Here is a 26,670-nt window from a genome sequence, read left to right as displayed (position 1 = left end):
GGCGGCCATCCCGGTGCCGTGCGTCGCGTAATCCAGCCCGGCCTGGAAGCCGTCCATGTACTGCTGGCCGTAGCTGCCCAAGAACCCGGTCTTCGAGTAGATCACGCCCACGGTCACGTCGCTCCCGGCGGCCTTCGCCGGTTCCGGCGGGCGAGCTCCGAGCGCGAGCAGCGCGGCGGCGAGTGCAGCGCCGATCGAGCGCACGAGAACGCGGCGTCGAGTCACGGGTCTACCTCCGGTCGGTTCGGGACGTGGTCGGGCACGCGCACCGGTCGGCGTCTCCGCCGGTGCGCGTGCCATCAGGGCTTGCCGGGACGAGTATTGCAAATCAGTGCCGCGCGATGCTACACCCGAAGGGAGGTACTTTGCGCCGCGCGAACGACGGCGCCCAATCACCGCCCGACGAGGATTGCCGTTGGCCCGTCTCTCGCGCGCGCTTTCCCGCTACCAGTTGGCCGCCGACGAGCTCAGCGAGCTCGATCGCGAGCTGGCTGCGATCCTGGCCTTGGTCGATCGCGACAAAGTCCTGCGCGAAACCGTTCGTTTGCTCACCAACGAGTACGGCTTCCACGTCGCCTGGTTCGGCGACCGCACCGGGCGAGACAGCGTCCGCATCCGGTATACCAGCGGCAACCGCACCGACGAGTTCGTCGGGCTGACCTTGCAGCGCGGCTGCGGCTTGGGCGGGAAGGTCTACCAGCTCGGCACCCTCGAGTGGGTCGACGACTACTTCGGCTCGGGTGCGATCACGCACGACTACGACGCCAACGTCGCGGTCGAGGACATTCAGCGCATGATCGCGGCGCCGATCAGCTGCAACGAGCAGCGGGTGGGCGTGCTGCTGGGCGGCCTGCGCGAACGCGGCACGTTCGGCAACCGCGCGGCCGCGATCGTCGAGCGCGTCGCGGACCGCACCGCCGACGCGCTGCTGGTCGCCGAGCGCGCGCGCCACGCCGCCGAGATCGCGATGCACGAGGAGCGCCAGCGGATGGCGCTCGACCTGCACGACACGATCGGGGCGATGCTCTTCGCGATCACCGCCGGCGTGCGCAGCGCCAGCGAAGACGCCGTCGTCGACGAGGCGCTGCGCGAGCGGCTGCTGGCGATCGAAAGGCAAGCCAGCGAGGCGGCGGTGACGCTGCGCGAGTCGCTGCGCGCGCTGCGCACGCCCTCCGAGCAGCTGGCGCTCGGCGCCGCGATTGAAGCCGCCTGCGCCGCGTTTTCCGAGCGCACGGCCGTGCCGGCCAAGCTGATCATGCTCGACGTCCTCCCGCCGCTGGAGAAATCGCGCTTGCAGCTGCTGCTGGCGGCCGCCAAAGAAGGGCTGCTCAACATCGAAAAGCACGCGCACGCGAGCAACGTCGTCGTCACCGTCGCGGCGCTGCGCGCCGGCGTCGCGGTCACGGTGACCGACGACGGGATCGGGCTGCAGCCGGCGGCGGAGCACGCGCGCGGCTTCGGGCTCGAGGCGATCGGCACGGCGCTGGCCGAGCACGGCGGGCACCTGCAGGTCAACGACGAGGGCGACGGCGGCGTCAGCCTACGCGCGTGGGTCCCGGCATGAGCACCGTGCGCGTGCTGGTCGTCGACGACCATCCGGTCGTGCGCGACGGCGTCGAGATGCTGGCGCAGAGCTGCAGCGGGATCGCGCTGGCCGGCTATGCCGCGACCGGCAAAGAGGCGCTGGCGATCGTCGTGGCCGCCGATCCGCACCTGATCCTGCTCGATCTGCGGCTGCCCGACATGCTGGCCCCCGAGCTGATCCGCGCGCTGCGCGAACGGACCGCGGCCAAGGTCGTGCTGTTCACCGCCTATCCCGACCATCCGGCGGTCGACGCGGCGCTCGAAGCGGGCGCCGACGGCGTGCTGCCCAAGGACGCGACCCGCATGGATCTGGTCGAGGGCATCGCACGCGCCATGCGGCCCGACGGCGACGGCGGCCGACGCGCCGGCGGTTCGCACCGCCGTGACGCGCGCTCGCCGATCGCGCGCCGCGAGTACGACGTGCTGCGACGCGTCGCGACCGGCGAGACCAACCTCGAGATCGCCGACGCGATGAACTTGAGCCCCAACACGATCAAGGCCTACCTGCGCACGTGCATGCAAAAGCTCGACGCCCGCAACCGCGTCGAAGCGATCTCACGCGCCCGCGAGATGGGTTTACTGTAGCCGATCGCCGAGGCTGGCTTCGGCCAGATCGATCTCCCACTCGAGCTCGCGGTAGACGTCGTCGCCGATCGTCCCGGCGCGGCGCAGTCCGCTCAGCGCGGCACGCTCGGCCTCGTACGCTTCGCGGCGCAGCCGCTGCTCGGTCGCGTGATCGCTGCCGTCCGCGCCGACGCTCCCCGCGCCGTCCGCGTGCGCGCCGAAGTGCGCCAGCCGCTGGTCGTACTCGGCCTCGAGACGGCCCGCGACTTCCCAGTCGGCCGGACTGCTCAATCCCGACTCGAGCGCTTTGAGACGATCGCGCCCGGCTCGCGCGGTGGTGACGCGCGCCAGCGCCGTCGCACGCTCCACCTCCGCGCCGTCGCCCTCCAGGTGCGGTCCGAGCGTACGGACGAGCAGCGGCATGAGCAGACCGCCGCCGACCAACGTGACGAGGATGACGCCGAAGGTCAGGAACTGCACCAGGTCGCGGTCGGGGAACGGCACGATCCCCAGGCTGGTCGGAATCGCCAACGCGGCCGCCAGCGAGACGATCCCGCGCAGTCCCGAGAACGCGATGATCGTCAGTCCGGGCCAACTGAACTTCCCTTCGCGCTGCTCGGGGAAGAGCCGGTACGGCAGGTAGAGGGCGACGAAGCCCCAGATGAAACGCACGAGCAGCAGCGTGAACGTGATCGCCAGCGTCCAGCCGATCAGCGTCCAGACCGAGTAGCGGCTCAGCCCGTGCACGATCTCGCGCAGCTGCAGACCGATCAGCGCGAACGCCGCGCCGTTGAAGGTGAAGAACAGCAGCTGCCAGACCGAGATCGCTTGCAGCCGCGATTCGGCATCGAACAGCGTCGGCACGCGCGAGAGGGCGATCCCGGCCGCCAACGAGGCCAGCACGCCCGAGGCGCCGATCGCGTCGGCCGGGACGTAGACGGCGAACGGCGTGATCAGCGAGATCGAGACCGAGATCATCGGGTCGCCCAGCCCTTTGCGCCGGATGAGCTTCATCAGCTTCGCGAGCAGCCACGCCCCGGCGAGCCCGACCGCGATGCCGGCGACGATGACGTAGACGAACTGCACGCTCGCCGCCAGCAGTGAGAACGTCCCGGTCGCCAGCGCCGCGATCGCGAAGCGGTAGACCACCAACCCCGAGGCGTCGTTGACCAGGCTCTCGCCGCCCACGATCGCGATCAGCGCTTTGGGCAGCGCGGCGTGCTCGGTCATCGCGTCGGTGGCGACGGCGTCGGTCGGCGAGAGGATGCCGCCCAGCACGAAGCCGACCGCGAGCGGCAGCCCGATCAGCTGATGGGCGAGGAACGCCACCACCGCGGAGGTGCAGATGACCAGCCCGATCGAGAGCGAGAGGATCGGCCGCCGGAAGCGCACCAACGCCCGCGCGTCGCTGGTCCAGCCGTCGCCGAAGATCAGCGGCGGCAAGAACAAGAGGAAGACCAGGTTCGGGTCGAGGGTGATGGTCGGGACGCCGGGGATCAGCGCCAGCACGACGCCGCCCAGCACGAACACGACCGGGTACGGAACGCGGATCATCTTGGCCAGCAGCGCCAGTCCGACGATGCCGGCCAAGACGATGGTCAGAAGGCCGCCGAGCACCACGTCCTTACGGACGCCGCCCAACGGCCCGGCGTTGCAGCCCTAGTGGTGGTAGCCGCCGCGGGGGTCGTGGTAGCCGTTCCCGTGCCAGCTGCCGTGGTTGTCGCGGTAACGACCGCCGTGGTTGCGGTAGTACGAGGCCGTGTTGTTGTCGACGTAGCGGCGGTGGCCGCCGCTGACGTAGTAATACTGATTGCGGCTGCTGTCGAAGATCAGCCCACCGACGATCAGGGCGGCCGCCGCGATCGCGGCGGTCGAGCCGGTGTCGGCCGCGGCCGGACGGGGAACGCTCACGGTGAGCGTCGCGGCGACGGCGCCGGCCAGGACGAACGAGCGAACGAGTGCGAGTTTCATGGCGGGAAACGTACCCGTTCGCGCGCGATCCGTATCCCAGCGGATTGCCAGGCTCGTCAAGAAATCGCGACGACGGGGATCACATCGCGACGGTGACGCCCAGCTCGATGCGCCGCTCGGCGCGGATGCGCAGATCGTCGGGCAACGGGCGTGCGTTGCGTTGCAAGGTCGCGAACAGTTCGCGACGCCACGCCGGCCAGCCGTGCTTCTCCGCCGCCTCGATCTTCGGGTCGGCGTAGAAGAACGACGTGTCGTCGCGGTCGAGGTCGAGCCCGAACGCGTCGCACGACTTGAGGATCGGATCGATGCGCGGCGCCTCCATGTAGCCGAAGCGCGCGATCACGCGCACCAGGCGCAGCGAGAAGCGCTCGACGGTGACGCGGTCGTGATCGCTCATGTACGGCGTCGGCGCGCGCGTGATGTTCATGACCACGATGCGCTCCTCTTGCGCGCGGTCGCGAATCCAGCGATGGCGCGCCAAGAACGGGACACCCCGCGGATCGGGGGTGAGGAACACCATCGTCCCCGACTCGCCCATCCCGGCCGGCAGCTTCTCGAGCACGTCGTCGATCGAGACTTGCTGCGCGGCGAGCGCGCTGGCCAGGTGCCGCCGGCCTTGCAGCCAGGTCGTGCTCACCAGCACCAACACCGCGCTGATCGCCAGCGGGATCCAACCGCCGTCGAGAAACTTCGGCAGCGACGCCAGCACCAGGCTGCCGTCGACGACGAGGAAACACCCGACCAGGACCGTCGAGAGGATGCGGTTCCAGTGCAAGACGCGGGTGATGACGGCGTAGTACGCGAGCGAGGTGCACAGCATCGTGCAGGCCACGGCCAGACCGTAGGCGGCGGCGAGGCGGTCGCTGGAACGGAAGCTGACGATCAGGATCGCGCAGCCGATCGCGAGCCAGCGATTGACGGACGGAACGAAGACCTGTCCCTTGTACTCCGAGGACGTGTGGCGCACCAGCACGCGCGGCGCCAACTGCAGCGCGATGCCCTGCTCGACCAGCGTGAACGTCCCCGAGATCAGCGCCTGCGAGGCGATCACGGTCGCCGCCGTCGCGAGGAGCACCATCGGCAACAGCAGCGCGGACGGTGCCAACGCGAAGAACGGGTTCTCGCGCGCCGCCGGATCGACCAGCAGGTTCGCGCCTTGGCCGAAGTAGTTCAGGATCAGGGCCGGAAAGACGATCGTGTACCAGCCCAGCACGATGGGGCCGCGGCCGAAGTGCGAGAGATCGGCGTAGAGTGCCTCGACGCCGGTCACCGCCAGCACGACGCCGCCCAAGATCGTGAACCCCGCCAGGCCGTGCCGGACGAGAAACTCGATCGCCAGCCGCGGATCGAGTGCTCCGACGATCACCGGCGCGCGCACGATCGCCCACGCGCCGAGCACGCCGATGGTGACGAACCACAGCACCATCACCGGACCGAACAGCCGGCCGACCTTCTCGGTGCCGCGGGTTTGCAGCGCGAACAGCCCGACCACCACCACCAGCGAGATCGGCACCACCCACTGCGCGAACGCGGGGTTCGCGACCTCGAGGCCTTCGACGGCCGAGATGACCGAGATCGCCGGCGTGATTAGCCCGTCGCCCAGCAGCATCGAGGCACCGATCACGACGATGATCGTCAGCGCGCCGGCCTTGACGATCGCGCCGTACGGGCTGGGCGGGATCGCGCGCGCCAGCAGCGCGAGGATGCCGCCTTCGCCGTCGTGGTCGACCTTCATGATGAAGGTCACGTACTTGATGCACACGACGACGATCAGCGCCCAGCACAAGAGCGAGCAGATCCCCATGATCGCCCGCGGGCCGTGCGTGCCGGCCAGATCCAGACACACCTTGAGCGTGTAGAGCGGGCTCGTCCCGATGTCACCGAAGACGACCCCGATCGCGGCGAGGACGAGGGCCAGGTGCGTGCGGGAGCGGCGCGCGGTCACGGTCGCCCTTCTCCCCGTTCGAGCCGCGATTTCCCCGCCGAGGCCACGGCGGGGAAATCGGACTCCTCTGGCGGTTAAGCGGCCCGCCTGCTCCGCACCATTGCCGGCTGGTACCAAGCGGCGACCACGACGAGCAGCGTCCCGAGCACGAGCGCCGAGACGATCCGCTCGGTACTGCCCAGCGCGGCGAGGTCGAACGCGTACATCTTCGCGATCGTGAGACCGAAGACGACGAAGCCGGTCACGCGCGTGCGGGTCGAGCGATAACGGAAGCCGAGCGCGACGAGCGCGCTCGCCCCTACCGCGCCCAGCACCGTCAACGCGGTCTGCGTCGCCGGCGTCCAGGCACCGCTCGGCAGCGCGGTCTGCGCGATCAGGTCGCAGCCCGTGGTCGCGAGGGCAAGCGCCGTCCCCGCGACCACCGACAGCCAGCCGAACGCGTCACGCTCGTCCCGGTGGAGCAGCGGCGCGTAGCTGCGCTGATCGCGCAGGACGACCGCCGCCGCCGCCAGCAGCGCCAGCGTCGCGCCGGTCGCGTCGTTGAAGAACGGGTGCGTGACGTCCGGCAAATCGCGCACCAGGTGCACGACGGCGTAGGTGCCGGCCGCACCGAGCGGCGAGGAACAGCGCGCTCGCGAACTCGGCGAACAGCACCGCGGCGACGATCGCGACGTGATTCGCGGTCCAGTGCAGCTCCGGATTCGGCGCCAGGGCGCCGGCGTAGGCGAGCGCGCCGGCCAGCGTCGCCGCTTCGACGGCGAGGTAGTCGCGGTGCACGGCGAGGACCAGCATCGCGCCGCACACGACGCACAAGTACAACGCCAACAGCGCCGGCGGCAGCGGTCCGGCCGCCAACAGCGCGGGCGTGAGCATCGCGCCGGCGAGTCCGAACAGCGCGATGCTCTGGCGGCGCGTGCGCCACGCGACGAACGCCAGCGAGGCGCTGACGAGCACCATCGCGCCGAACGCCAGCGGCTCGCGGATCAGCTGGAAGGGGCCGAAAGCGCCCCAGATCGAGAGATAGAGGATCGAGGCGCCCAACCCGGTGAGCCCTTCGGCGACGAGGTTGCGCCGCGAACCCAGCCGCGCCGTGCCGCCGACGAGCAGCGCCAGACCGGCGAGCACCCCGAACGCGACGCGCAGCGGCGGCGTCAACCACGATTGCACGGTCGAGAGTTGGACGAAGTACGCGGCTGCGAGCAGCAGCGAGATCAGCCCCACGCCGAGCAGCACACGCGAACCGATCACCTCGAAGCTCCAGGAGCGATCGGGCGCGGCGTCGCCGGCCGGATCGTCAGTCTGATGTCGCACGGAAGAGTCTCCTTCTGGACCGCGCACACGCCGTGCGCGTCTCCTCCATGCTAGGCGCGCCGGCGCTCGGGGCCGTCCGTAGTTCTACGGAATCGCCGCGCCCGGTGCCGAACGGGGCGCTCGATGCCCGTCCTGCGTGCCCTCGCGCTGGCCCTGGGGCTCGCCCTGGCGGCGAGCGCCCCGGCCGGCGCGCAGGTGCTGCCCACGCTCCCCTCGGCCGCGCCGACCTCGCCGTTCGACATCCAGCAGTCGGGGATCTATACGACCGCCCCGATCGTGCTCGACGGTTCGGTGCTGTTTCGCATCGCCGCCACCGGCAGCGCGACCAGCTCGATCGCCGAGCGGGTCACCGTCATCGAGAGCGTCCTGCAGCAGATCACCTCGCAGATCGAAGTCGGCGACGAAACCGAGACCGCCTACGACCCGGCGACCTTCAAGGTCTCGGCGGTGCGGCAGAACGACGAGGACGTGCTCGAAGCGATCGACGGGCGCCACCATCAGGCCGTTCCGATCATGACCGTCACGACCACCGACGCGCAGTACAACCTGACCACCGTCGACGCGCTGGCGCAGAGCTGGCAGGACACGCTGCAGAGCGCGCTGGTCAAGGCGCTGATCAAACGGCAGCCCGCGCAGGTGCGGCTGAACCTGCAGCGCGTCGCGATCGCCGCCGGCGTCCTGCTGGTGCTCACGCTGATCCTGGGCTGGATCGTCTCGCTGCTGCGCGGGCGTTCCGGCGCGCTGCGCGAGACGCTCGAGCAGCGCGCGGCGACCGCCGGCGAGGCGACGGCGACGCCGGACGCGGGCGCCGCGCAGGAGGCGGTGCACCACAGCCGCCGGCGGCTGCTGGCGTTCGCGCTGCGGCGCATCGCGCCCGAGCAGCGCATGCGCATCTACAACGCGGTGGCCGACGTGCTGGTCTGGCTGGTGGTGCTGCTGTGGTTCGTCGGCGTCACGTGGGCGCTGGCGCGTTTCCCGCAGACGACGGCGACGGCGCGCTGGCTCTGGCAGGGCGCGCTCGGCGTGGCCGGGATCTGGATCGTGGCCGCGCTGGTGAACCGGCTGCTCGACGTCGTCATCCAGCGTGCCGCGTCGGTCTGGCACGTGCGGTATCAGGCGACCTCGGAGGAACGGGCGCGGCACTCCTTGCGGATCCCGACCGTCGCCAACGCGATCGCGGGCTTCAAGACGATCTTGATCGTCTTCATCGCCGCCCTGGCCTCGCTCAGCCAGGTCGGGCTGTCGATCGGCTCGGTGGTGACGATCGGCGGCATCGCCGCGCTGGGCGTCTCGCTGGCCGCGCAGAACCTGGTGCGCGACATCGTCAACGGCTTTCTGGTGCTGTTCGAGGACCAATACGTCGTCGGCGACTACGTGACGATCAACGCGCAGAGCGGCTTGGTCGAGCACCTGACCTTGCGGATCGCGCAGATTCGCGACGCCGGCGGCAACTTGATCACGATCCCGCACAGCTCGGTGACGACCGTCTCCAACCACTCGCGCAACTGGTCGCGGGTCGACTACGTCGTCTCGGCGGCGCCCGACGCCGATCCGCAAGCCGCGATGGCGGCGGTGCGCGCCGCGATCGAGTCGATGGCGGCCGACCCGGCGTGGCGCGACGCGCTGATCATGCCGCTCGAATGGATCGGAATCGACAGCATGACCAAGGACTGGATCGCGATCCGGGCCGCGCTGCGCACCGCGCCGTTGCGCCAGTTCGCGGTCCGGCGCGAGCTGAACGACCGCGTCGTGCGGGAGTTCCGCAAGGCCAACCTCGGCTTCGGCGTCGCGATCGCCGACGAATACTATCCCTGATGCCGCCCATCATCGAGACCCGCGACCTGCGCAAGGTCTTTCGCAGCTTGGTGCGCCGACCCGGGGTGGGCGGCGCGCTGCGCACGCTGTTCTCGCGGGACTACGAGGACAAGGTCGCGGTCGAGGGCGTGACGATGTCGCTCGACGCCGGCGAGCTGGTCGGCTACATCGGCCCCAACGGCGCCGGGAAGTCGACTACGATCAAGATGCTGACCGGGATCCTCGTCCCGACGTCGGGCGAGGTGCGGGTCAACGGCATCGTCCCCTACGCGCACCGCCGGCGCAACGCGCGCACGATCGGCGTCGTCTTCGGCCAGCGCTCGCAGCTGTATTGGGATTTGCCGCTGATCGAGTCGTTCGAGCTGCTGCGTGCGATCTACGGCATCCCGGCCGATCGCTATACGACGAACCTGGCCGCGTTCACCGAGCTGCTCGAGCTGGGCCCGTTCTTGCGCACCCCCGTGCGCCAGCTCTCGCTCGGGCAGCGGATGCGCGGCGACTTCGCGGCCGCCATGCTGCACGACCCGCGGGTGGTCTTCCTCGACGAGCCGACCATCGGCCTGGACGTGGTGGCCAAGGAGGCGATCCGCGAGTTCGTCGCACGCGTCAACCGCGAACGTGGCACGACCTTCATCCTGACCACCCACGACCTGGCCGACGTCGAGCGGCTGTGCCGGCGCATCGTGCTGATCGACCACGGCACGCTGGTGTACGACGGCGAGATCGAGACGCTGCGCGACCGCTACGGCAACCATCGCACGCTGGTGGTGCAGCTGAGCGAGGACGCGCCCGACGTCCACGTCGCGGGCGCGACGCTCGACGGGCGCGAGGGCGACCTGGTGCGCCTGCGCTTCGATCGCCGCGAGATCTCGGCCGAGGTGCTGATCCGCCGCGTCACCGAGCACTACCGCGTGCACGACCTCTCGATCGAGGAACCGGAGCTGGAGTCGATCATCCGGCGCATCTACCTCGAAGGCTACAGCGAGGCGCCGCCGGCGGACCAGGCGCGATGACGATCTCGGCGGTCCTCGCGCCGTACGTCGCCTTCGCCGGGAAGGCGTTCTCGCGCGAGGCGACCTACCGGATGGAGGTCTTCACCAACGTCGGCGCGCTGATCGTGCGACTGTACTTGATGAAGACGGTCTGGGTGGCACTCTACGCACAGAACGCCGCGCCGGCCGGCATCCCGCTGCACGCCATCCTGACCTACACCGCGATCGCGCTGCTGATGTCGCTGGTGCTGGAGATCGACGGGACGCGCGCGATCCGCGACCACATCCGCGAAGGCCAGATCGCGACCGACCTGATGAAGCCGATCAGCCTGCCCTTCTACTTCTTCAGCGACGGGGTCGGGATGACGCTGCTGCACGCGACCTTGATCGCCCCGGCGTTGGCCGTCTCGCTCTTACTGGTCCACATCGACGTGCCGGCGCCGCCGGTCCTGGCGGCGTTCGCGCTGAGCTTCCTGCTCGGCTACCTGGTCAACTTTCTGCTCAACTTCTTGATGAACTGCGTCGCCTTCTGGACGCTCGAGACGTTCGCCGTGCAGCTGATGGTGCGCTGGGCGAGCGACTTGCTCAGCGGCCAAATCGTGCCGCTCATCTTCTTCCCGGGCCTCTTGCAGACGGCGCTGCTCGCGCTGCCGTTCGCCGCGATCTACTCGACGCCGCTGCTGATCTACCTGGGCACGATCCCGCCCTCGGGCTACGCGGCGGCCTTCGCCACGCAGATCGCGTGGCTGCTGGCGTTCACCGTCCTCGCCGCGTTCGTCTGGCGCGCCGCCCGCCGGCGCGTCGTCGTGCAAGGCGGCTAGCGTTTCGGCTTCGGGTCGTCGACGCCGAAGACGTTCTCTTTGAGCGTCTCGTCGTCGGCTTGGGAGTCGACGTCGGGATCCAGGCGTTCGGTTTGGGCGTCGTCGTCGAGCTGGGCGCCGCTGGGACCACGGTTTTCCGTGAAATCGTCCTGAAAAGGGACGCCGTCGCGGTCTCGTTCCATTCGTCTCGATCTCTCTTTCCGTCGGTGGCTCGGCGCGTCAGCCGACGCGCTCGACGAAGTGCAGCTGGTTGCCGAACGGGTCGTGCGCGGTGACGCGGAGCTCGCCCCACTCTTCGCGCACGACGCCCGGGCGCCCGTAGCGGTAGCCCTTGGCGATCAGCTCGCGCTGCAGTTCCTCGACGCCGCTCGTCTCGATCCGTACCCGCGCGCCGGGCGAACCATCGCCGTGGTGCTCGCTCAGGTGGATGGTGAATCCGCCGCGCGAGACGCCCATGTAGAGTGGCGCGCCCGGGTCGAAGCGGTGCTCGAAGTCGACCGTGAAGCCGAGCCAGCCGAGGTAGAACTCGCGCGCCTTCGCCTCATCGAAGATGCGCAGCACGGGGACGACGCGGCCGAACGTGATCGCCATGCGGCGCCCTTTCGCCGCGCGAGCGTCCCGGCCGTGCTCGAAGCAACCAAGGGTTCCGCCACGGTGCCTGCGAACGGCTGCTTCTCTCGTCTTCAGAGGCAACGGGTGTTGGCATGCTGTTTCGGCTCTTTTCGCGCGCGCTGACGCGCCGCGCCCTCCTCCTTGCCGGGACCGCCGGGCTGGCCGCCGGCGTCGCGTTCGTGCAGGTCGCCGGTCAGCGCACGCCGCCGGCGCAGGCGGCGGCCGCCGTGAGCCCGCCGTTCGCATCGGTCCCGCGCTTTCCCAACGGACGCGCCGCGCCGCCGACGCTCGGCGCCGCCAACGTCGTGTCGGCCTGTCAGCCGGGGCCCGAGCGCATCGCGCCCGGCGGCCACGACGTCTACGTCGACTTGCCGCTCGAACGCGTCGCGGCGCGGATCAACAACCCGACCACGCAGTCGACCGACGACCTCGAGCTGCGCACGTACAGCGGCTGCCTGACCTCGCCGCTGCTCACCGTGCGGCCCGGCGACACGCTCCACGTCGCGGTCCACAACGAGCTCTCGGCCGACGATCCGACGTGCGGCGCGACGCCGGCGCCGTATCTGCTCCTGCCGGTCGGCGTGGGCTGCTTCAACACGACCAATCTCCACACGCACGGGCTGCACGTCTCGCCCTCGGGGATCAGCGACAACGTGCTGCGCTCGATGCCGCCGCGCAAGGCGCCGTATCCGGTCGAGATCGCGCTGCCCGCCGATCATCCGGCCGGGACGTTCTGGTACCACGCCCACATGCACGGCTCGACCGCCGTCGGCGTGTCGAGCGCCGACGCGGGCGTCCTGATCGTGCGCGGCGACCGCGACTGGGCGCACCGCGCGCAAAACGGCGGCATCGTCGACGTCGACACGATCCTGCACGACGCGCAGCACGTGCCGTTCCCCGACACCGTCTTCGAGCTGCAGCAGATCGCCTACGGCTGCTTCTGGCAACCGGCCGCGACGCCGCCGCCGGCGCCCGGAACGACGCCGGCACCCACCGGCCCGTACGACAACCTGATCACCACGCAAGGGCTCTACACGACGGCCGACACGCAATCGTCCTCGCCGCCGCCCTCGGCCAACGCGCCGTGGTCGTGCAGCTACACCTCGCAGCAGCCCGGGCGCATCACCAAGGGCGTCGTCGAGAACTTCAACTCCCAGCTCTTCTCGGCGACGATCTGGGACACCAACGGCCGGTTCACCAGCATCAACGGCATCGTGCAGCCGACGATCACCGTCGCGGCGGGCGCGATCCAGCGCTGGCGCTTCGTCCACGCCGGCGTCCACGACACGATCAACGTGCAGGTGCTGCGCATGTCGCCGGCCCTGACGGCCAACGGCGGCGCCCCGCGGGCGTCGTTGCTGAACGCGCTCGCCGGCAAGACGCGCGTGCAGCAAGCCGCGATCGTCGAGCAGGTCTGCCGCGCGACCCCGTCCGCCGTCGTGCCGCAGGTCGAGATCGCCGACGACGGCCTGACCCGCACGCACGTCAACACGATCAAGCTGCGCGCGCCGGGCATCTCGCAAGTCGTCGGTCCGGTGGCCTCGAACTACCTGCAGCCGGGCTATCGCAGCGACATCCTCGTGGCGTTCCCCAGCGCGGGCGACTACTGTCTGCTCGACCAGGCCGCACCGCCCGGCGAACGCGTCATCGTCAACCCGAAGACGGGAGCGACGTCGGGGAACGGCGGGAACGGTCCCTCGATCCCGCAGCTGCTCGCCTACGTTCACGTCGCCGGCGGCCATCCGGTCACCGGCGACCCCGCAACCTACATCCTCAACGCGATCGCGGCCGCCAACCCCGACCTGCCGCCGGCGGTGCGCGCCGGCGTTCGGCTCGGCAACCTCACGCCGTTCGCGCCGTTCGTCGCGCTCGCGCCGCCGCATCCGCAGCTGCTGCCCAAGCCGACCGCCTACTTCGGGATCGACTTCAACAGCCAAGGTCCGGTCATCCAGCCCAACGGCTTCGGCGTCAACGGCATCGCCTATCAGCCCGACAGCGTGCAGCCCGCCTTGATTCGCCAGCTCGGCACGACCGACGACTGGGACGTGGCGATCCAAGAGACGCCGCAAGCCGAACCGCACATCTTCCACATCCACATCAACCCGTTCGAGATCATGGACATCCAGCGCGTCTTTCACCTCAAGAACGGGACGACGCTCAAGAAGTCGATCTTCGATCCGCAGACCGGGCAGTGCACGCCGCTGGTGGTCGCGGACGCGCACCACCTGGCCGACCAGTACTGCAGTCTCTACCACGTCTTCCGCGACACGCTCTTCATCGAGGACGGCTACGACGTCACGCTGCGCACGCACTACGCCCGCTACACCGGCGAGTTCGTGCTGCACTGTCACATCCTGGACCACGAAGATGCCGGCATGATGGCGAACGTCGAGGTCGTGAAGGACCGCCTCCATCCGCCGCCGCCCGGCCACATGGACATGCCGATGCACGGCACGCCCTTGAAGAGACAACCCTGAGGGTGCGCGCGCACGAGCCGCCGGCGTCGATCTTCTTCCTCGCATACGCGCAGTGCGACGAGCTCGACGTCGTCGGTCCGTACGCCGTCTTGCAAACCGCGAACCGGTACCTGAGCCAACGTACTCCGCCGGCCCCGACGATCGATCTGCGGATCGTCGCCGTCGACGGCGCCGGTGCGGTCGAGCTGCACGGCCCGACCGGGCCGCAATTCGTCGTCACCGGAATCCACGGGATGACGCTCGGCGTGCAGCCGTGGGACGGCACGACGCTGCCGGACGTCTTGATCGTCGCCGGCGGCAACACCGAGCCCGGCACCGGCGTCATGCAGCAGAAAGACAACACCGCCTTCACCACGCCGATCGGGCGCCAGTTCGAGCGCGGCGCGCTGGTCGTCTCGGTCTGCACCGGCGCGTTCGCCCTGGTCGGCGCCGGCGTGGCGCAAGGACGTCTGATGACGACCCATCCGGGCCTGGTGAACGACCTGGCGGCGTGCGGCGTCGAGGTCGTGAATCCCGACTGGACCACTGGACCGCGCGCGTCGTCGAGGACAAGGGGATCGTGTCGTGCGGCGGCGTCACCGCGGGGATCGACGAAGCGCTCTACCTGGTCGAAACACGCTGGCCGAACGATCCGCAGCTGATCGCCGACGTGCGCGGCTTCGTCGACTTCCCCTACCGCGCGACGACCCTCTCCGACCGCCGCCGCTAGGCGCGCCGCCTCAGCTCAGCCGGACGAACTCGTCGGTCGCGTACCAGTCGACGGGCCGTTCGAGGTTGACGACGACGCTCTTGGTTTGCGTGTACTCGCGCCAGCCTTCCAGGCCCGCTTCGCGGCCCAGGCCGCTGTCCTTCATGCCGCCCCACGGCAGCGCGGGATCGATGCGGTGGTGGTCGTTGATCCAGATCGTGCCGCAGTCGAGGCGCTCGGACAAGCGCAGCGCCGCGGCGGTGTCCGCGCTCCAGATCGACGCGCCCAGGCCGAACTGCACGTCGTTCGCGATGTGCACCGCGTCGTCGAGGTCACGGTAGGTGATGACGACCGTGACCGGCCCGAAGATCTCGTCTTGTGCGACGCGCATGCGCGGCCGTACGTCCGCCAAGATCGTTGGCTCGTAGTAGTACCCGCGTGCGAGCGCGGGATCGTCGGGACGCTTCCCACCCGCGGCGATACGCGCGCCTTCGGCAACGCCGATGGCGACGTACTCTTCGGTGCGCGCGCGTTGCCGTTCGGAGACGAGCGGCCCGACTTGCGTGCGCTGGTCGAGCGGGTCGCCGAGCCGGAGCTTCGTCGCGCGCGCGACCATGCGCTCGAGCAGCGCCTCGACTTGGCCTTCGTGCACCAGGACGCGCGCGCCGGCGATGCAGGTCTGGCCGCTGGCGATGAACGCGGCGAACGTCGCGCCCGCCGCCGCGACGTCGAGGTCGGCGTCGGGCAGCACGATGACCGGCGCTTTGCCGCCCAGCTCGGCGTTGCAGCGCACCAGGTTCTCGCCGGCGATGCGCGCCACCGCGCGACCGGTCTCGGTGCCGCCGGTGAGATCGAGCTTCGCCAACCGCCGTTCGCCGGCCAGCGCCGCGCCGGCTTCGGGACCGAGCCCGGTGACGACGTTGAACACGCCCGGCGGGACGCCGGCCGCCAGCGCGATGCGCGCCAGCTCGAGGGTGGTGAGCGGCGTGAGCTCCGAGGGCTTGCAGACGACGGTGTTGCCGGCCGCCAACGCCGGCGCGAGCTTCTTGGTGAGGATCAGCAACGGATGGTTCCACGGCGTCAGCAGGCCGACGACGCCGAGCGGCACGCGGCGCACCACGTTGAGGTACGGTCCCTCGAACGGCGGGACGGTGTCCTCGGCACTGCGCGCGACCGCGGCGAAGTAGCGGTAGAACTCCGGCAGCCGCCCGAGCTGGGCGCGCATCTCGCGCAACGGGCGACCGGTGCAGGTCGTCTCCAGTCGTGCCAGCTCGGGCAGCGCGGCCTCGATCGCGTCGGCGAACGCGGTCAGGATACGGAAGCGCTCGCGGACCGGCAAGCCGCTCCACCGGCCGTCGGTGAAGGCGCGCTCCGCCGCGTCGACCGCCGCGGTGATCTCCGCGGCACCGCCGGCGGCAACGTTCGCCACCAGCGTCCCGTCGGCGGGATTGCGCACCTCGAACGCGCGGGTGGTGGTGGCCTCGGCCAGCTCGCTCATCGTTCCTCCGGGATCACCGGCAACAGCACGAACGGCGCGCGCCGGGCGTCGGCGTGCAGCGTCGTCGTCCCGCCGAAGACGTTCGCCGGCCGATCGAGCGGATCGTCGTGCAAGAACGGCCCGCAGCCGCGCAATTCGTTCTTGAAGTTCGACAGCCGCCCGCCGCTGGGCCCGGGATACTCGTAGTCCTTGCCGCGCACGGTCAGCGCCAACCGGTACCCGGCCGGCAGCACGATCGAGGTCGGCCACAGCTCGACCTGCACCTCGACGATCTCGCTCGGGAGGAGCGGCTGCGGCGCGACATGCGAATGGTACGGGCGCTCGGGCGTCGAGAGCGCCGCATCGAGCGCGCGGTGCGAGACGCGCAGCCAACCTTGTGCCAGCGGCGTGTGCGGATCGATCGCGCCCTGGAACACGACCTCGTCGTCGTCCGGTGAGAACGCCCGCAGCACCACGAACAGGTCGGCGTCGCTGGTCGACGAGGAGACGTACAGCGTCGCGGCCAGCGGCCCGGTCAGCTCGGTCTCGCGCGCCAGCGGCGGCGCCACGAAGGTGATGCCCTCGCCCAGCGCCTCGAACGCCGCGCTCGCGGCGCGGCCCGGCGCCGCGTCGACCAGCGCGCGGTCGTCGAGATCGAGGAAGGCGCGCGTCCAGCGCGTGCGCGCCAGCGGCCACTCCGCTTCGGCGCGCGGCATGAAGCGGTCGAGGTGGCGCACCTGCAGCTGCACGCGCGGCTGGCCGGCCCAGGCCGCGCGATCGCCCTTGAGGTAGCGCGCGAAGAAGCGCTTCTGCAGCGCGACGCCGTAGGCGGTGTAGAACTCCGTCCAGTGCTCGATCCCGTGCACCTCGAGGAACTTCTCCGGCGACGCCGCCCGGGTGAAGGCCTCGAAGTTGCCGCGCGGGTGCAGTCCCTGACCGCCCCAGTTCGCGCTCGAGAGCAGCGGGACGCGCACGCGCGACCAGTCGGGCGAACGTGAGCGGTGGTAGTCGTCGTCGAGCGCGTGCGCGCGGATGTCGGCGCCGAAATCGACGCGATTCTCCAACAGCCGCTCCTCGTCGAGCTCGTCCTCACCGCACACGGGCTGACCGGTGACGCGGCTGCGCGCCCCGTGCGCACCGTGTTGCACGGTCTTCACCTGCATGTCGTACCAGTTGGCGGCGAACGTGCACAGGATCCCGCCGTGATGGGTGACGTCGCGGTAGAAGTCGGCCGCGCCCTCCCACGCGCAGATCGCGCGCAGCGCCGGCGGCTGCCGCGCGGCCACCGTCCACTGGTTCATCGCGTAGTACGAGATGCCGTTGAGCCCGACGGCGCCGTCGCACCACGGCTGCGCCGCGGCCCACGCGATGCACGCCTCGAGGTCGAGCGTCTCGCGCGGGGACCACGGATCGAGATGGCCCGGCGAACAGCCCGCGCCGCGCGAGTCGACGCGCACGCAGACGTAGCCGTCGGGGACCCACCTCTCGGGGTCGACGACCTCCCAATTCTGGTAGCGGTTCGACGACCCGGCGGTGACGTCGGGATGCTGCTCCGCCATCCGGTTCCACGCGCTCGGATAGCCGTCTTGGAACGCCAGTCCTTTCGCGTACGGACCGTAGCTCAGGATCGCCGGCGCCGGCCGCTCGTCGAGCGGCCGGAAGACGTCGGCGCGCAGCACGACGCCGTCATCCATCGGGATCGGAACGTTCCAATCGATGCGCATCCCGTCGCGGACGTCACTCGTCTGCGCCGCGATCACGACTCCTCGCCCTCGTCGGGTAGCTCGTGCGCAGTATGGTACTTGCCGCGCCAGAAGAGCAGCGTCGGCTTGTCGACGTAATCGTAGGCTTCGACGCGGCCCAGGACGATGACGTGATCGCCGCCCTCGTAGCGCTGCTCGATGCGGCACTCGAAGTGCGCCGCCGCGCCGGCCAGCAACGGGACGCCGAAGCGCCCCAGCGTGTACTCGATGCCGGCGAACTTGTCGGGGTGCGGCGTCGCGAAGCGGTGCGAGAGCGCGCGGTGCTCGCCGCCCAGCACGCTCACGCCGAAGTGCGTCGCGTCGCGGAACGCCGGGTAGCTGCCGGCGCCGCGCGCCAAGCTCCACAGCACCAGCGGCGGCTCGAGCGAGACCGAGTTGAACGAGCTGGCCGTCAAGCCGTAGAGCTGGCCGTCGGCGTCGCGCGTGGTGATGATGGTGACCCCGGTGGCGAAGATCCCGAAGGCTCGCCGCAGGTCGCGCCCGTCGAAGGCCGTCGCCTGATCGTGTGCCGTCGCGATCGCCCCCTCTCCGCCGTAGGGTTATTTATCTTTTGATAAAATCACTGGGGGTCGCCGCTGTCAAGGGGGCGGCCCGCGCCGGCCAGCCCAAGAGGGAGGCCCATGTCGATCTGCATCGATTGCCACGCCCATTTCCTTCCTGACGCGTTCGTCGCGGCACTGACCGCGCGCGGCTTGATCGACGCCCGCAAGGACGAGGGCGTGCTCGAGCTGGCGCGCTTGGTGTGCGACTACAGCGTCGAACGCTCGCGTCTGCCCTACTTCCCGCTGCAGTACGATCTCGACGCGCGGGTCGCGCTGGCGAAGCAGCAGGGCATCGACCGGCAGATCGTGTGCCTGCCGCCGTTCTACTTCGCCTACCGCGCGCCCGCCGAGCTGGGCATCGCGATTTGCCGCGACGGGAACGACGCGCTGGCCGCCACGATCGCGCGGGCGCCGCATCAGCTGGCCGGCTTCGCGACCGTGCCGCTGCAGTCGCCCGCCGACGCCGTCACCGAGTTGCGCCGGGCCGTTCGAGAGTTGGGATTCTGGGGCGTCGAGATCGGCTCGAGCGTCGCGGGCGCACCGCTCGACGACCCCGCGCTGGACGTCTTCTGGGCCGCCTGTTGCGAGCTCGACGTGCCCGTCTTCATGCACCCGCACCACGAGCTGGGCGGCGAACGCGCGAAGCCGTATTATCTCTTCAACCTGTTCGGGAACCCGTCGGAGACCGGGCTGATCGCGGCGCGCTTGATCTACGCGGGCGTCTTCGAGCGCTTCCCGACGCTGCACTTCATCCTCGCCCACGCCGGCGGGACGCTGCCGTGGATCGCGGGCCGGCTCGATCACGGGTACCGCGTGCGACCCGAGACGAAGACCATCCCGCGCCCGCCGAGCAGCTATCTGCGCCAGCTCTTCTTCGACACCATCACGCACGACACGGCGTTGCTCGGCACGCTGGTCGAGCGGGTCGGCGCGAGCCAGGTCGTCGTCGGCACCGATCGCCCGTTCGACATGGGCATCGACGACCCGCGCGGGCTGATCGCCGCGTTGCCGGGCTTGGACGACACGCAGCGCGAGGCGATCCTCGGCGGCAACGCGCGCGGCTTCCTCTCGCGCGCGCACGATCTGCAGGAATCGGCGCGATGAGCGACCGCGTCCACGGCCGCGCGCCCTACGTGCCCGCGCCGCAGCGTCCGCGCTTGCAGCTCCCCGACGGCGCGCGGTTGGCGCTGCACGTCATCGTCAACGTCGAGGCGTGGGCGTACGACGCGAAGCTGCCGCGCCAAACGCTGACCGCGCCGGGCGGCGTCGAGCCGGTCCCCGACGTCCCCAACTTCGCCTGGTTCGAGTACGGGATGCGGGTCGGCATCTGGCGGGTGTTCGATGTGCTGCGCTCGCACGGCGTGCGCGCGACGCTGAGCATCAACGCCAGCGTGTGCGACGCGTACCCCGAGATCGTCGCGGCCGCCGTCGCCGAGGGCTGGGAGATGATGGGCCACGGCTTGCAGCAGAAGGCGATGTCGGTGGTGGGCGACGAGCGCGCCGTCGTGCGCGGCGCGCTCGACCGGCTCGAAGCGGCGAGCGGCACGCGCCCGCGCGGCTGGCTCGGTCCCGGCCTGGTCGAGACGATGGAGACCTGCGACATCCTCGCCGACGAAGGGTTGACGTACTGCTGCGACTGGGGTCCGGCCGACGACCTGCCCTACGAGCTGACCGTCGCGCGCGGCTCGCTGCTGGCCGTCCCGTATCCGATCGACATGAACGACATCGTCATGTACGGCTTGGAGAAACGGCCCGACGACACGCTCCTCGAACGCGGCTCACGCCACTTCGATCGGCTCTACCGCGAGAGCGCCGCGCAGGCCAAGATCATGTCGGTCTCGCTGCACCCGTGGATCATCGGCGTGCCGCATCGCATCGACTACCTCGACGAGCTGCTCTCGCGCGCGCGCGACCACGCCGGCGTCATCGCGCTGCGCGCGAGCGAGATCGCGGACTGGTACCGCGCGGCGTCGGCTGCCGCGCCCGCACCAGCGAGGCAATGACGTCGGGCGCGCCGTCGAGGAACGCGACGGCCAGCCCCGTCACCACCGCGTCGACGTTCTCCGGGATCGGCAGACCGTAGATCCACTTGCGGATCCCGATGTAGAAGATGCTGGCGTGCAGCGCCCACACCAGCTCGAACTCCATCTCGCCGATCGGCACCTCGTCGGGTGAGGGCAAGTGGTGGTCGTGGCGGATCTCCCGGATCACGCGCGCGTAGATGCGGTCGCGCAGGATGGTCAGGTAGCGCGCGTTGAGGTCCATCCCCTTGAGGCCGGAGAACATCCAGATCCGGATCCACTCGTACGCCAGGATCGCCTTGGCGTAATCCTGATAGAAGGCGACGATGCGTTCGCGCAACGGCCGCGAGCGGTCATCGAGGATCTCTTCCCAGTGCGGGTTCCAGCGGTTGAGGTAGACCTCTTGGTAGACGCGCTCGATCAGCGCGCTCTTGCTCGGGAAGTAGCGGTACAGCAGCGGCTGGGTGATCCCGATGCGCTTGGCCAGCTCGCGGGTCTGGCCGTCGAAGCCGACCTCGCAGAAGAACAGCACCGCCTCGCGGGCGATCAGCCGCTCGCGCTCGTCGCGCGGCAGCCGTTTGCGCTCGGCCTTGGCGGCTGGTGCCATTCGGGCGTACTACGGTGATAAATTGGCGGGCTCCCGGGTCGCTCGCCGCACCTCCCCGGCCGGAGGGAATTTTCGCGCCCGGACCGGGCGCCGGAATGATTTTGCTGGCCCGGCCGTAAGTTATCGCTTGATAGACGCCCAGGGGAGGCCCGACGGTGCGACTCGGTTACTTCATGATGCCCCTCCATCCGCCCGCGCGGAACTACACCGAGGTTCTGAAGGAGGACCGCGAGGCGCTCGTGCTGGCCGACCAGCTCGGGTACGAAGAGGCGTTCGTCGGCGAGCACGTGACCGACATCGCCGAGCCGGTCACCTCGTCGCTGATCTTCATCGCGACGATGCTCGAGTCGACGCGCCGGATCAAGCTGGGCGCCGGCACGATCAACTTGCCCAACAACCATCCCGCCCAGGTCGCCGCGCAGGTCGCGATGATCGACCACCTGCTCGAAGGGCGGTTCCTGTTCGGAATCAGTCCGGGCGGCCTGCTCTCCGACGCCGAGATCTTCGGCAACCTCGACCGCGACCGGACCGCGATGTTCGTCGAGGCGATCGACCAAGTGCTGGCGATCTGGGCCGGCGAGCCGCCGTACGAAACGCACGGCCAGTTCTGGTCGTACAGCACGGCGCGCACGATGCGCGTCGAGCTCGGCCAAGGCGCGATCGTCAAGCCGTATCAGCGGCCGCATCCGCCGATCGTCGTGACCGCCGTCGCGCCGTTCTCGAAAGGCGTGACGGCGGCGGCGCAGCGCGGCTGGACGCCGATCTCGGCCAACTTCCTCCAGCCGCGCTGGGTTGCTTCGCACTGGCCCAAGTACCAGGAGGGCTGCGCGCTCGGCGGCCGTTCCGCCGATCCAGCCGACTGGCGCGTCGCCAAGAGCATCTTCGTCGCCGACGACGAGGAGACGGCGCAGCGCTACGGCAAGGGGCCCGGCGGGCCGTACTCCTACTACTTCCGCTCGCTGATGACGAAGTTGATCGGCAACGGCCGCCCCGAGCTCTTCAAAGGCGATCTCGACATGCCCGACGCCGCCGTGACGCTCGACTACGTGCTCGACTCGCTGGTGATCGCGGGGACGGTCGACAGCGTCGTCGAGCAGCTGCTCGCGTTCCGCGGCACGATCGGCGAGTTCGGAACGCTGCTCTACGCGGGCCACGATTGGGTCGATCCGGTGCTGGGGCGGCGCTCGATGGAGCTGATGGCGACCGAAGTGCTGCCGCGCGTCAACGCGGCGGTGGCGTGAGCGTGGCGCTGCGGGCGGGGGTCGTCGGCCTGGGGATCATGGGGTCGGCGTACGCGCGTCACCTTTGCGAGGCCGGCCTCGTCACCACCGGGTACGACGTCGACGCCGGCGCGCGCGAGCGCTTCGCGGCGCGCGGCGGGATCGCCGCGGCCAGCGCGCGCGACGTCGCGGCCGGCAGCGACGTGCTGATCACCGCGCTGCCGGGCGTCGACGCGCTCGAGGCGGCCTTCTTCGGCCCCGACGGCATCGCGGCCGGCGCGCATGCGACGCTCGTCGTCAGCGAGCAGAGCACGTTCACCCTCGAGGTCAAGGAGCAGTTGCGCGCGCGGATGGCGGCGCTGGGCGTCGCCGTCCTCGACGCGCCGGTCAGCGGCACCGGCTCGCAGGCCGAGGCGAAAGACCTGACCATCTTCGCCAGCGGCGAGCGGGACGCGTTCGAGCGCGCGCAACCGGTCTTGCAGACGTTCGCGCGCGACGTGCGCCACGTGGGCGCCTTCGGCACCGGCTCGAAGCTCAAGTACGTCGCCAACCTGCTGGTGACCATCCACAATCTCGCCGCCGCCGAGGCGGTGGTGCTGGCGGAGCGCGCGGGCTTGGATCCGCAGCTGATGCTCGACGTGTTGGCCGGCAGCGCGGCCGACTCGCGCATGCTGCGCGTGCGCGGTCCGCTCATGGCAGGCAACAAATTTCAACCGGCGGCGATGAAAATGGACGTCTACGAAAAGGACTTGCAGATCATCGACGCCTTCGCGCATGCCGTCGGTGCCCCGACGCCGCTGTTCGCGCAGAGCCTGCCCTTCTATCGCGCCGCGCAGGCGGACGGCCACGCCAAGGACGACACCTCGGCGATCGTGACCAGCTTGCGCGCGCTGGCCGATCCGGCGCGGAGCACGTCGCTCTGATGGGGGCCGCCTTCTACGCGCAGAACTTCTTGGGCGGCCTCGCCTACGGCAGCCTGTTGTTTCTGATCGCCGCCGGGCTGACGCTGATCTTCGGGTTGATGCGCATCCTCAACCTCGCCCAGACCGCGTTCTACTTGCTGGGCGCGTACGTCGGGCTGACGCTGCTCGCGCACGGCTTCAACTTCTGGCTGGCCAGCGTCGCCGCCGGCGTCGTCACGATGGCGCTCGGCCTGGCGCTGTACGCGCTCTTCCTGCACCGCTACCGCCGCGACGCGCTGACCTCGCTGCTGTTGACGATCGGCTTCACGCTGATGCTCGACGACACGGTGCTCTGGATCTGGGGCGGCGATCCGCAGTCGATCTCGCCGCCGCCGTTCCTGGCCGGCTCGGTGCAGCTGGGCACGCTGATCTTCCCCGAGTACTGGCTGGCCGTGATCGTCATCAGCCTGGCGATCGCGGCGGCGCTGTTCGTCGGGCTGCAGCGCACGATGCTCGGCATGATCATCCGCGCCGCCGTCGACGACGAGGAGATGACGCGCGGTCTGGGCGTCGACGTCAACCGCGCGTTCTACGTGGTCTTCGCGCTGGGCGCGCTGCTGGCCGGCGCGGGCGGCCTGCTCGGCGGTCCGATCACCAGCGCGTACCCCGGGCTCGACGGCGAGCTGCTGCCGCTCGCGTTCGCGGTCGTCATCGTGGGCGGCATGGGCAGCTTGAGCGGGGCGCTCGTCGGCAGTTTGCTGATCGGGCTGGTCAACGCGTTCGGCAAGGCGCTCTTCCCCGAGTTCTCCTACTTCACCATCTTCGTGCCGGTCGCGCTGATCATGGCGCTGCGACCGCAAGGACTGTTCGGCCGCGCCCCGTGACCCGTCGAACGCGCTGGCTGGCGATCGTTCTCGGGCTGCTGCTCGTGCTGGCGCTGCCGCGGGTGGGCGTTCCGACCTTCTACGTCTCGCTGCTGACGCAGACGTGGATCTACGCGATGGTCGCGATGAGCCTCGATCTGCTGGTCGGATTCACCGGCCTGGTCAACTTCAGCCAGGCGGCGTATTTCGGCGTCGGCGCGTACACCGTCGCCATCGCCGCGACCCGGTTCCACGTCACCGGCTTCTTCCAGCCGCTGCTGCTGGGAATCGCCTGCGCGGTGGTGACGGCGGCGCTGTTCTCGCTGGTCGCGCTGCGGGCGGAGAACACCGGCTTCATCATCATCACCATCGCGCTCAACCAGATCGCCTGGGGGCTGGCCTACCAGTGGGTCTCCGTGAGCGGCGGCGACAACGGCATCACCGGGCTGGTGCGGCCCGCGCTGTTCGGGATCGACCTGTCCGGCAACACCGCCTACTACTACGTCTGCCTGGCCGGCGTCGTCATCGCGCTCGCGCTGCTGTGGGCCGTCGTGCACTCGCCGTTCGGGCTGGTGCTGCAGGGCGTGCGCGAGACGCCGCGGCGGATGCGCGCGCTCGGCTACGACGTGTGGCTCTACCGCTACTGCGCGCTGCTGCTCTCGGCCGCGATCGCCGGCGCGGCCGGCGTCCTGTTCGCCTGGTACAACCAGTTCGTCGGCCCGGTCGACCTCGCGCTCGACCTCTCGACCCAGTTCTTGATCATCGTCATCCTGGGCGGGATCGGCTCGCTGTACGGCAACCTGCTGGGCGCGGTGATCGTCGTCTTCCTGAGCAACGGTCTCTCCGCGATCACCCAGCGCTGGGAGCTGATCTTGGGCGCGATCTACTTCATCATCGTCATGTACGCGCCCGACGGGCTGGTCGGCCTGGGGCGCCGTCTCTCGCGCCGCGTGCAAGGCCAGCGCATCGCGCCCGCGCCGTTGGAGCCGTCATGACCGCGAACGCGAACGGCGTGTGCTTGGAGCTGCAGGGCGTCTCGAAGCGCTTCGGCAGCCTGAGCGTCCTCGAGGACGTCTCGCTGCGGGTCGAGCACGGCGAGCGGCGCGGCATCCTGGGGCCCAACGGCGCGGGCAAGTCGACGCTGTTCAACATCATCGCCGGCGAGCTGCCGTGCTCGGGCGGCCACGTCACGCTGCTCGGCCGCGACGTCACGCGTTTGCGCGCGCACCAGCGCGCGCGGCTGGGCCTCGCGCGCACCTTCCAGACCACGACGCTCTTCCCCAAGCTGAGCGTCGTCGAGAACCTGGCGCTCGCGCTGCAGGCCGGTTCGTCCGATCGTTTCCAGCTGCTCGCGCCGCGCCGCACGCGGACCGCCCGCTATGACGAGGCGCGCGCCCTGCTCGAGCGGGTCGGCTTGACCGCGAGCGCCGAGACGATCGTCGACGCGCTCGGCTACGGGGAGAAGCGCCAAATCGAGATTCTGCTGGCGATCGCGCAGAAGCCGCGCCTGCTGCTGCTCGACGAGCCGACGGCCGGGCTCGCGCCGGGCGACACCGAGCTGGTGACCGACATGCTCAAGCGCGAAGCGCGCTCGACGACGATGGTGGTCATCGAGCACGACATGGCGGTCATGTTCGACGTCGTCGACCGGCTGACGGTGCTGCACCACGGCCGCGTCGTCGCCGACGGACCGATCGACCAGATTCGCAACGACGCCTACGTGCAGGACGTCTACCTGGGCGGGAAGCTCGACTGATGACGGACGCGATGCTGGCGGTCGAGGACGTCCACACCTACTACGACGACCACAGCCACGTCTTGCAAGGCGTGACGCTGCGCGCGCCGGCCGGCGCGGTGACGGCGGTGCTCGGCCGCAACGGCGTCGGCAAGACGACGCTGATCCGCTCGATCATCGGCTTCACGCCTCCGCGCAGCGGGACGATCCGCTTCAACGGCGAGCAGATCGAGAAGCTGCCCTCGCACGCGATCGCGCGCCGCGGCGTCGGCCTGGTGCCGCAAGGACGCCGCGTCTTCCCCTCGCTGACCGTCCGCGAGAACCTGCAGATCGGTGGCGTCGGCCGGCCGCCCGGGAGCTGGACGCTCGAGCGCGTCTACGAGATGTTTCCGCGCCTGCGCGAGCGGGCGACCAACTACGGCGGCCAGCTCAGCGGCGGCGAGCAGCAGATGCTCGCGATCGGGCGCGCGCTGATGGCCAACCCGGCGCTGCTGCTGCTCGACGAACCGTCCGAAGGGCTCGCGCCGCTGATCGTGCGCGACCTGACCCGCGCGCTGCACGAGCTCAAGGCGACGGGCCTCGCGATCGTGCTGGTCGAGCAGAACCTGCCGCTCGCGCTCTCCGTCGCCGACACCGCGTCGATCATCAGCAAAGGCCGCGTCGTGTTCGACGGCGCGCCCGACCGTATCCGCCACGACCAGGAGGTTCGCACGACGTATCTCGGGGTTTGATCCCCGCTCACACTCGCACTTACGAAGGA

At 70.0% G+C, this 26,670-nt stretch carries 26 protein-coding genes and 1 pseudogene; 15 read left to right on the top strand and 12 right to left on the bottom strand.

The annotated features are described in order from the left end of the window. Positions 1-225: hypothetical protein (locus tag VMD91_17455; GenBank protein ID HTW85860.1), on the bottom strand; the 225-nt coding region annotated here is incomplete at its 3' end. Positions 226-415: 190 nt separating this feature from the next. Here VMD91_17455 and VMD91_17450 point away from each other — a divergent pair. Both VMD91_17450 and VMD91_17445 read left to right on the top strand, forming a co-directional pair. Continuing rightward, entirely contained in the window at positions 416-1,564 is a 1,149-nt protein-coding gene (locus VMD91_17450; GenBank protein ID HTW85859.1) for a histidine kinase, read from the top strand. Then, positions 1,561-2,169 carry a response regulator transcription factor gene (locus tag VMD91_17445; protein HTW85858.1) on the top strand — a complete coding sequence of 203 codons (609 nt, stop codon included), beginning with the start codon at positions 1,561-1,563 and terminating at the stop codon, positions 2,167-2,169. Before VMD91_17450 ends, VMD91_17445 begins: the two co-directional genes overlap by 4 nt. On the opposite strand, the gene VMD91_17440 is transcribed toward VMD91_17445, so the two are convergent. The 5 genes and pseudogenes from VMD91_17440 to VMD91_17420 all read right to left on the bottom strand — a co-directional run bounded on the left by VMD91_17440 (position 2,161) and on the right by VMD91_17420 (position 7,297). Further along, a complete protein-coding gene (locus tag VMD91_17440) occupies positions 2,161-3,765 on the bottom strand; it encodes a Na+/H+ antiporter (protein ID HTW85857.1) in 1,605 nt (534 codons plus the stop codon). The genes VMD91_17445 and VMD91_17440 overlap by 9 nt on opposite strands. 42 nt (positions 3,766-3,807) lie before the next feature. Then, positions 3,808-4,119: a hypothetical protein gene (locus VMD91_17435; protein ID HTW85856.1), complete on the bottom strand. Its 312-nt coding sequence runs from the start codon at positions 4,117-4,119 to the stop codon at positions 3,808-3,810. A gap of 79 nt (positions 4,120-4,198) precedes the next feature. Next, positions 4,199-6,064 (bottom strand): KUP/HAK/KT family potassium transporter, encoded by a 1,866-nt coding sequence (locus VMD91_17430; protein ID HTW85855.1) that lies wholly within the window; start codon positions 6,062-6,064, stop codon positions 4,199-4,201. 74 nt (positions 6,065-6,138) lie between these two features. Further along, positions 6,139-6,642: a DUF2339 domain-containing protein gene (locus VMD91_17425; protein HTW85854.1), complete on the bottom strand. Its 504-nt coding sequence runs from the start codon at positions 6,640-6,642 to the stop codon at positions 6,139-6,141. Between the two features lie 58 nt (positions 6,643-6,700). Further along, positions 6,701-7,297 (bottom strand): annotated as a pseudogene (locus tag VMD91_17420) (DUF2339 domain-containing protein). 201 nt (positions 7,298-7,498) lie between these two features. Here VMD91_17420 and VMD91_17415 point away from each other — a divergent pair. The 3 genes from VMD91_17415 to VMD91_17405 are packed head-to-tail and all read left to right on the top strand — an operon-like array spanning position 7,499 to position 11,003. Further along, the gene (locus tag VMD91_17415; GenBank protein ID HTW85853.1) at positions 7,499-9,190 is read left to right on the top strand and encodes a mechanosensitive ion channel family protein; all 1,692 of its coding nucleotides are present in this window, start codon (positions 7,499-7,501) and stop codon (positions 9,188-9,190) included. Beyond that, positions 9,190-10,203 (top strand): ATP-binding cassette domain-containing protein, encoded by a 1,014-nt coding sequence (locus VMD91_17410; GenBank protein HTW85852.1) that lies wholly within the window; start codon positions 9,190-9,192, stop codon positions 10,201-10,203. The genes VMD91_17415 and VMD91_17410 overlap by 1 nt, the downstream gene beginning before the upstream one ends. Then, complete coding sequence (locus VMD91_17405; GenBank protein HTW85851.1) at positions 10,200-11,003, top strand: ABC-2 family transporter protein; 804 nt, start codon at positions 10,200-10,202, stop codon at positions 11,001-11,003. Before VMD91_17410 ends, VMD91_17405 begins: the two co-directional genes overlap by 4 nt. Here the strand turns inward: VMD91_17405 and VMD91_17400 are convergent. Then, positions 11,000-11,185: a hypothetical protein gene (locus VMD91_17400; protein HTW85850.1), complete on the bottom strand. Its 186-nt coding sequence runs from the start codon at positions 11,183-11,185 to the stop codon at positions 11,000-11,002. The genes VMD91_17405 and VMD91_17400 overlap by 4 nt on opposite strands. A 37-nt stretch (positions 11,186-11,222) precedes the next feature. After that, positions 11,223-11,594: a glyoxalase superfamily protein gene (locus VMD91_17395; GenBank protein ID HTW85849.1), complete on the bottom strand. Its 372-nt coding sequence runs from the start codon at positions 11,592-11,594 to the stop codon at positions 11,223-11,225. 113 nt (positions 11,595-11,707) lie between these two features. Between VMD91_17395 and VMD91_17390 the strand changes: the two genes are divergently transcribed. Both VMD91_17390 and VMD91_17385 read left to right on the top strand, forming a co-directional pair. Further along, the gene (locus VMD91_17390) at positions 11,708-14,092 is read left to right on the top strand and encodes a multicopper oxidase domain-containing protein (GenBank protein ID HTW85848.1); all 2,385 of its coding nucleotides are present in this window, start codon (positions 11,708-11,710) and stop codon (positions 14,090-14,092) included. Positions 14,093-14,094: 2 nt separating this feature from the next. Continuing rightward, the gene (locus VMD91_17385; GenBank protein HTW85847.1) at positions 14,095-14,733 is read left to right on the top strand and encodes a DJ-1/PfpI family protein; all 639 of its coding nucleotides are present in this window, start codon (positions 14,095-14,097) and stop codon (positions 14,731-14,733) included. A 78-nt stretch (positions 14,734-14,811) separates the two neighbouring features. Here VMD91_17385 and VMD91_17380 read toward each other — a convergent pair whose 3' ends face one another. From VMD91_17380 to VMD91_17370, 3 genes are read right to left on the bottom strand one after another with little or no spacing between them, the layout of a single operon-like run. Further along, positions 14,812-16,278, bottom strand: a complete 1,467-nt coding sequence (locus tag VMD91_17380; GenBank protein HTW85846.1) for an aldehyde dehydrogenase — start codon at positions 16,276-16,278, stop codon at positions 14,812-14,814. Further along, complete coding sequence (locus VMD91_17375; protein ID HTW85845.1) at positions 16,275-18,017, bottom strand: CocE/NonD family hydrolase; 1,743 nt, start codon at positions 18,015-18,017, stop codon at positions 16,275-16,277. Before VMD91_17375 ends, VMD91_17380 begins: the two co-directional genes overlap by 4 nt. Next, on the bottom strand, positions 18,014-18,475 hold the full coding sequence (locus tag VMD91_17370) for a flavin reductase family protein (protein ID HTW85844.1): 462 nt from the start codon (positions 18,473-18,475) through the stop codon (positions 18,014-18,016). Before VMD91_17370 ends, VMD91_17375 begins: the two co-directional genes overlap by 4 nt. Before the next feature lie 165 nt (positions 18,476-18,640). Between VMD91_17370 and VMD91_17365 the strand changes: the two genes are divergently transcribed. Next, entirely contained in the window at positions 18,641-19,666 is a 1,026-nt protein-coding gene (locus VMD91_17365; protein HTW85843.1) for an amidohydrolase family protein, read from the top strand. Then, positions 19,663-20,565: a polysaccharide deacetylase family protein gene (locus tag VMD91_17360; protein HTW85842.1), complete on the top strand. Its 903-nt coding sequence runs from the start codon at positions 19,663-19,665 to the stop codon at positions 20,563-20,565. Before VMD91_17365 ends, VMD91_17360 begins: the two co-directional genes overlap by 4 nt. Here the strand turns inward: VMD91_17360 and VMD91_17355 are convergent. After that, positions 20,486-21,190 (bottom strand): TetR/AcrR family transcriptional regulator, encoded by a 705-nt coding sequence (locus VMD91_17355; protein HTW85841.1) that lies wholly within the window; start codon positions 21,188-21,190, stop codon positions 20,486-20,488. The two genes, VMD91_17360 and VMD91_17355, sit on opposite strands and share 80 nt — an antisense overlap. Before the next feature lie 155 nt (positions 21,191-21,345). Between VMD91_17355 and VMD91_17350 the strand changes: the two genes are divergently transcribed. Genes VMD91_17350 through VMD91_17325 form a run of 6 tightly spaced genes read left to right on the top strand, consistent with a single transcriptional unit; the run spans position 21,346 to position 26,641 of the window. Beyond that, positions 21,346-22,431 (top strand): LLM class flavin-dependent oxidoreductase, encoded by a 1,086-nt coding sequence (locus VMD91_17350; protein ID HTW85840.1) that lies wholly within the window; start codon positions 21,346-21,348, stop codon positions 22,429-22,431. Between the two features lie 2 nt (positions 22,432-22,433). After that, positions 22,434-23,333 carry an NAD(P)-dependent oxidoreductase gene (locus VMD91_17345; protein ID HTW85839.1) on the top strand — a complete coding sequence of 300 codons (900 nt, stop codon included), beginning with the start codon at positions 22,434-22,436 and terminating at the stop codon, positions 23,331-23,333. Continuing rightward, entirely contained in the window at positions 23,333-24,196 is an 864-nt protein-coding gene (locus VMD91_17340; protein HTW85838.1) for a branched-chain amino acid ABC transporter permease, read from the top strand. Before VMD91_17345 ends, VMD91_17340 begins: the two co-directional genes overlap by 1 nt. Further along, positions 24,193-25,170, top strand: coding sequence for a branched-chain amino acid ABC transporter permease (locus tag VMD91_17335; protein HTW85837.1), 978 nt, complete (start codon positions 24,193-24,195; stop codon positions 25,168-25,170). Before VMD91_17340 ends, VMD91_17335 begins: the two co-directional genes overlap by 4 nt. Then, positions 25,167-25,931 carry an ABC transporter ATP-binding protein gene (locus VMD91_17330; GenBank protein HTW85836.1) on the top strand — a complete coding sequence of 255 codons (765 nt, stop codon included), beginning with the start codon at positions 25,167-25,169 and terminating at the stop codon, positions 25,929-25,931. The genes VMD91_17335 and VMD91_17330 overlap by 4 nt, the downstream gene beginning before the upstream one ends. Then, positions 25,931-26,641: an ABC transporter ATP-binding protein gene (locus VMD91_17325; GenBank protein HTW85835.1), complete on the top strand. Its 711-nt coding sequence runs from the start codon at positions 25,931-25,933 to the stop codon at positions 26,639-26,641. Before VMD91_17330 ends, VMD91_17325 begins: the two co-directional genes overlap by 1 nt. Positions 26,642-26,670: the final 29 nt, after the last annotated feature.

This window comes from Candidatus Sulfotelmatobacter sp. (genome assembly GCA_035504415.1).
Lineage (GTDB): Bacteria > Vulcanimicrobiota > Vulcanimicrobiia > Vulcanimicrobiales > Vulcanimicrobiaceae > Vulcanimicrobium.
Note: the sequence above shows the minus strand (reverse complement) of the source record. Positions and strands in the feature narration are given on the sequence as shown.

Coding starts and splice junctions, on each gene's coding strand:
- VMD91_17445 (HTW85858.1), top strand. CDS start 1,561: ATGAGCACCGTGCGCGTGCTGGTCGTCGACGACCATCCGGTCGTGCGC.
- VMD91_17395 (HTW85849.1), bottom strand. CDS start 11,594: ATGGCGATCACGTTCGGCCGCGTCGTCCCCGTGCTGCGCATCTTCGAT.
- VMD91_17435 (HTW85856.1), bottom strand. CDS start 4,119: ATGAAACTCGCACTCGTTCGCTCGTTCGTCCTGGCCGGCGCCGTCGCC.
- VMD91_17330 (HTW85836.1), top strand. CDS start 25,167: ATGACCGCGAACGCGAACGGCGTGTGCTTGGAGCTGCAGGGCGTCTCG.
- VMD91_17355 (HTW85841.1), bottom strand. CDS start 21,190: ATGGCACCAGCCGCCAAGGCCGAGCGCAAACGGCTGCCGCGCGACGAG.
- VMD91_17400 (HTW85850.1), bottom strand. CDS start 11,185: ATGGAACGAGACCGCGACGGCGTCCCTTTTCAGGACGATTTCACGGAA.
- VMD91_17325 (HTW85835.1), top strand. CDS start 25,931: ATGACGGACGCGATGCTGGCGGTCGAGGACGTCCACACCTACTACGAC.
- VMD91_17360 (HTW85842.1), top strand. CDS start 19,663: ATGAGCGACCGCGTCCACGGCCGCGCGCCCTACGTGCCCGCGCCGCAG.
- VMD91_17405 (HTW85851.1), top strand. CDS start 10,200: ATGACGATCTCGGCGGTCCTCGCGCCGTACGTCGCCTTCGCCGGGAAG.
- VMD91_17410 (HTW85852.1), top strand. CDS start 9,190: ATGCCGCCCATCATCGAGACCCGCGACCTGCGCAAGGTCTTTCGCAGC.
- VMD91_17390 (HTW85848.1), top strand. CDS start 11,708: ATGCTGTTTCGGCTCTTTTCGCGCGCGCTGACGCGCCGCGCCCTCCTC.
- VMD91_17380 (HTW85846.1), bottom strand. CDS start 16,278: ATGAGCGAGCTGGCCGAGGCCACCACCACCCGCGCGTTCGAGGTGCGC.
- VMD91_17365 (HTW85843.1), top strand. CDS start 18,641: ATGTCGATCTGCATCGATTGCCACGCCCATTTCCTTCCTGACGCGTTC.
- VMD91_17340 (HTW85838.1), top strand. CDS start 23,333: ATGGGGGCCGCCTTCTACGCGCAGAACTTCTTGGGCGGCCTCGCCTAC.
- VMD91_17415 (HTW85853.1), top strand. CDS start 7,499: ATGCCCGTCCTGCGTGCCCTCGCGCTGGCCCTGGGGCTCGCCCTGGCG.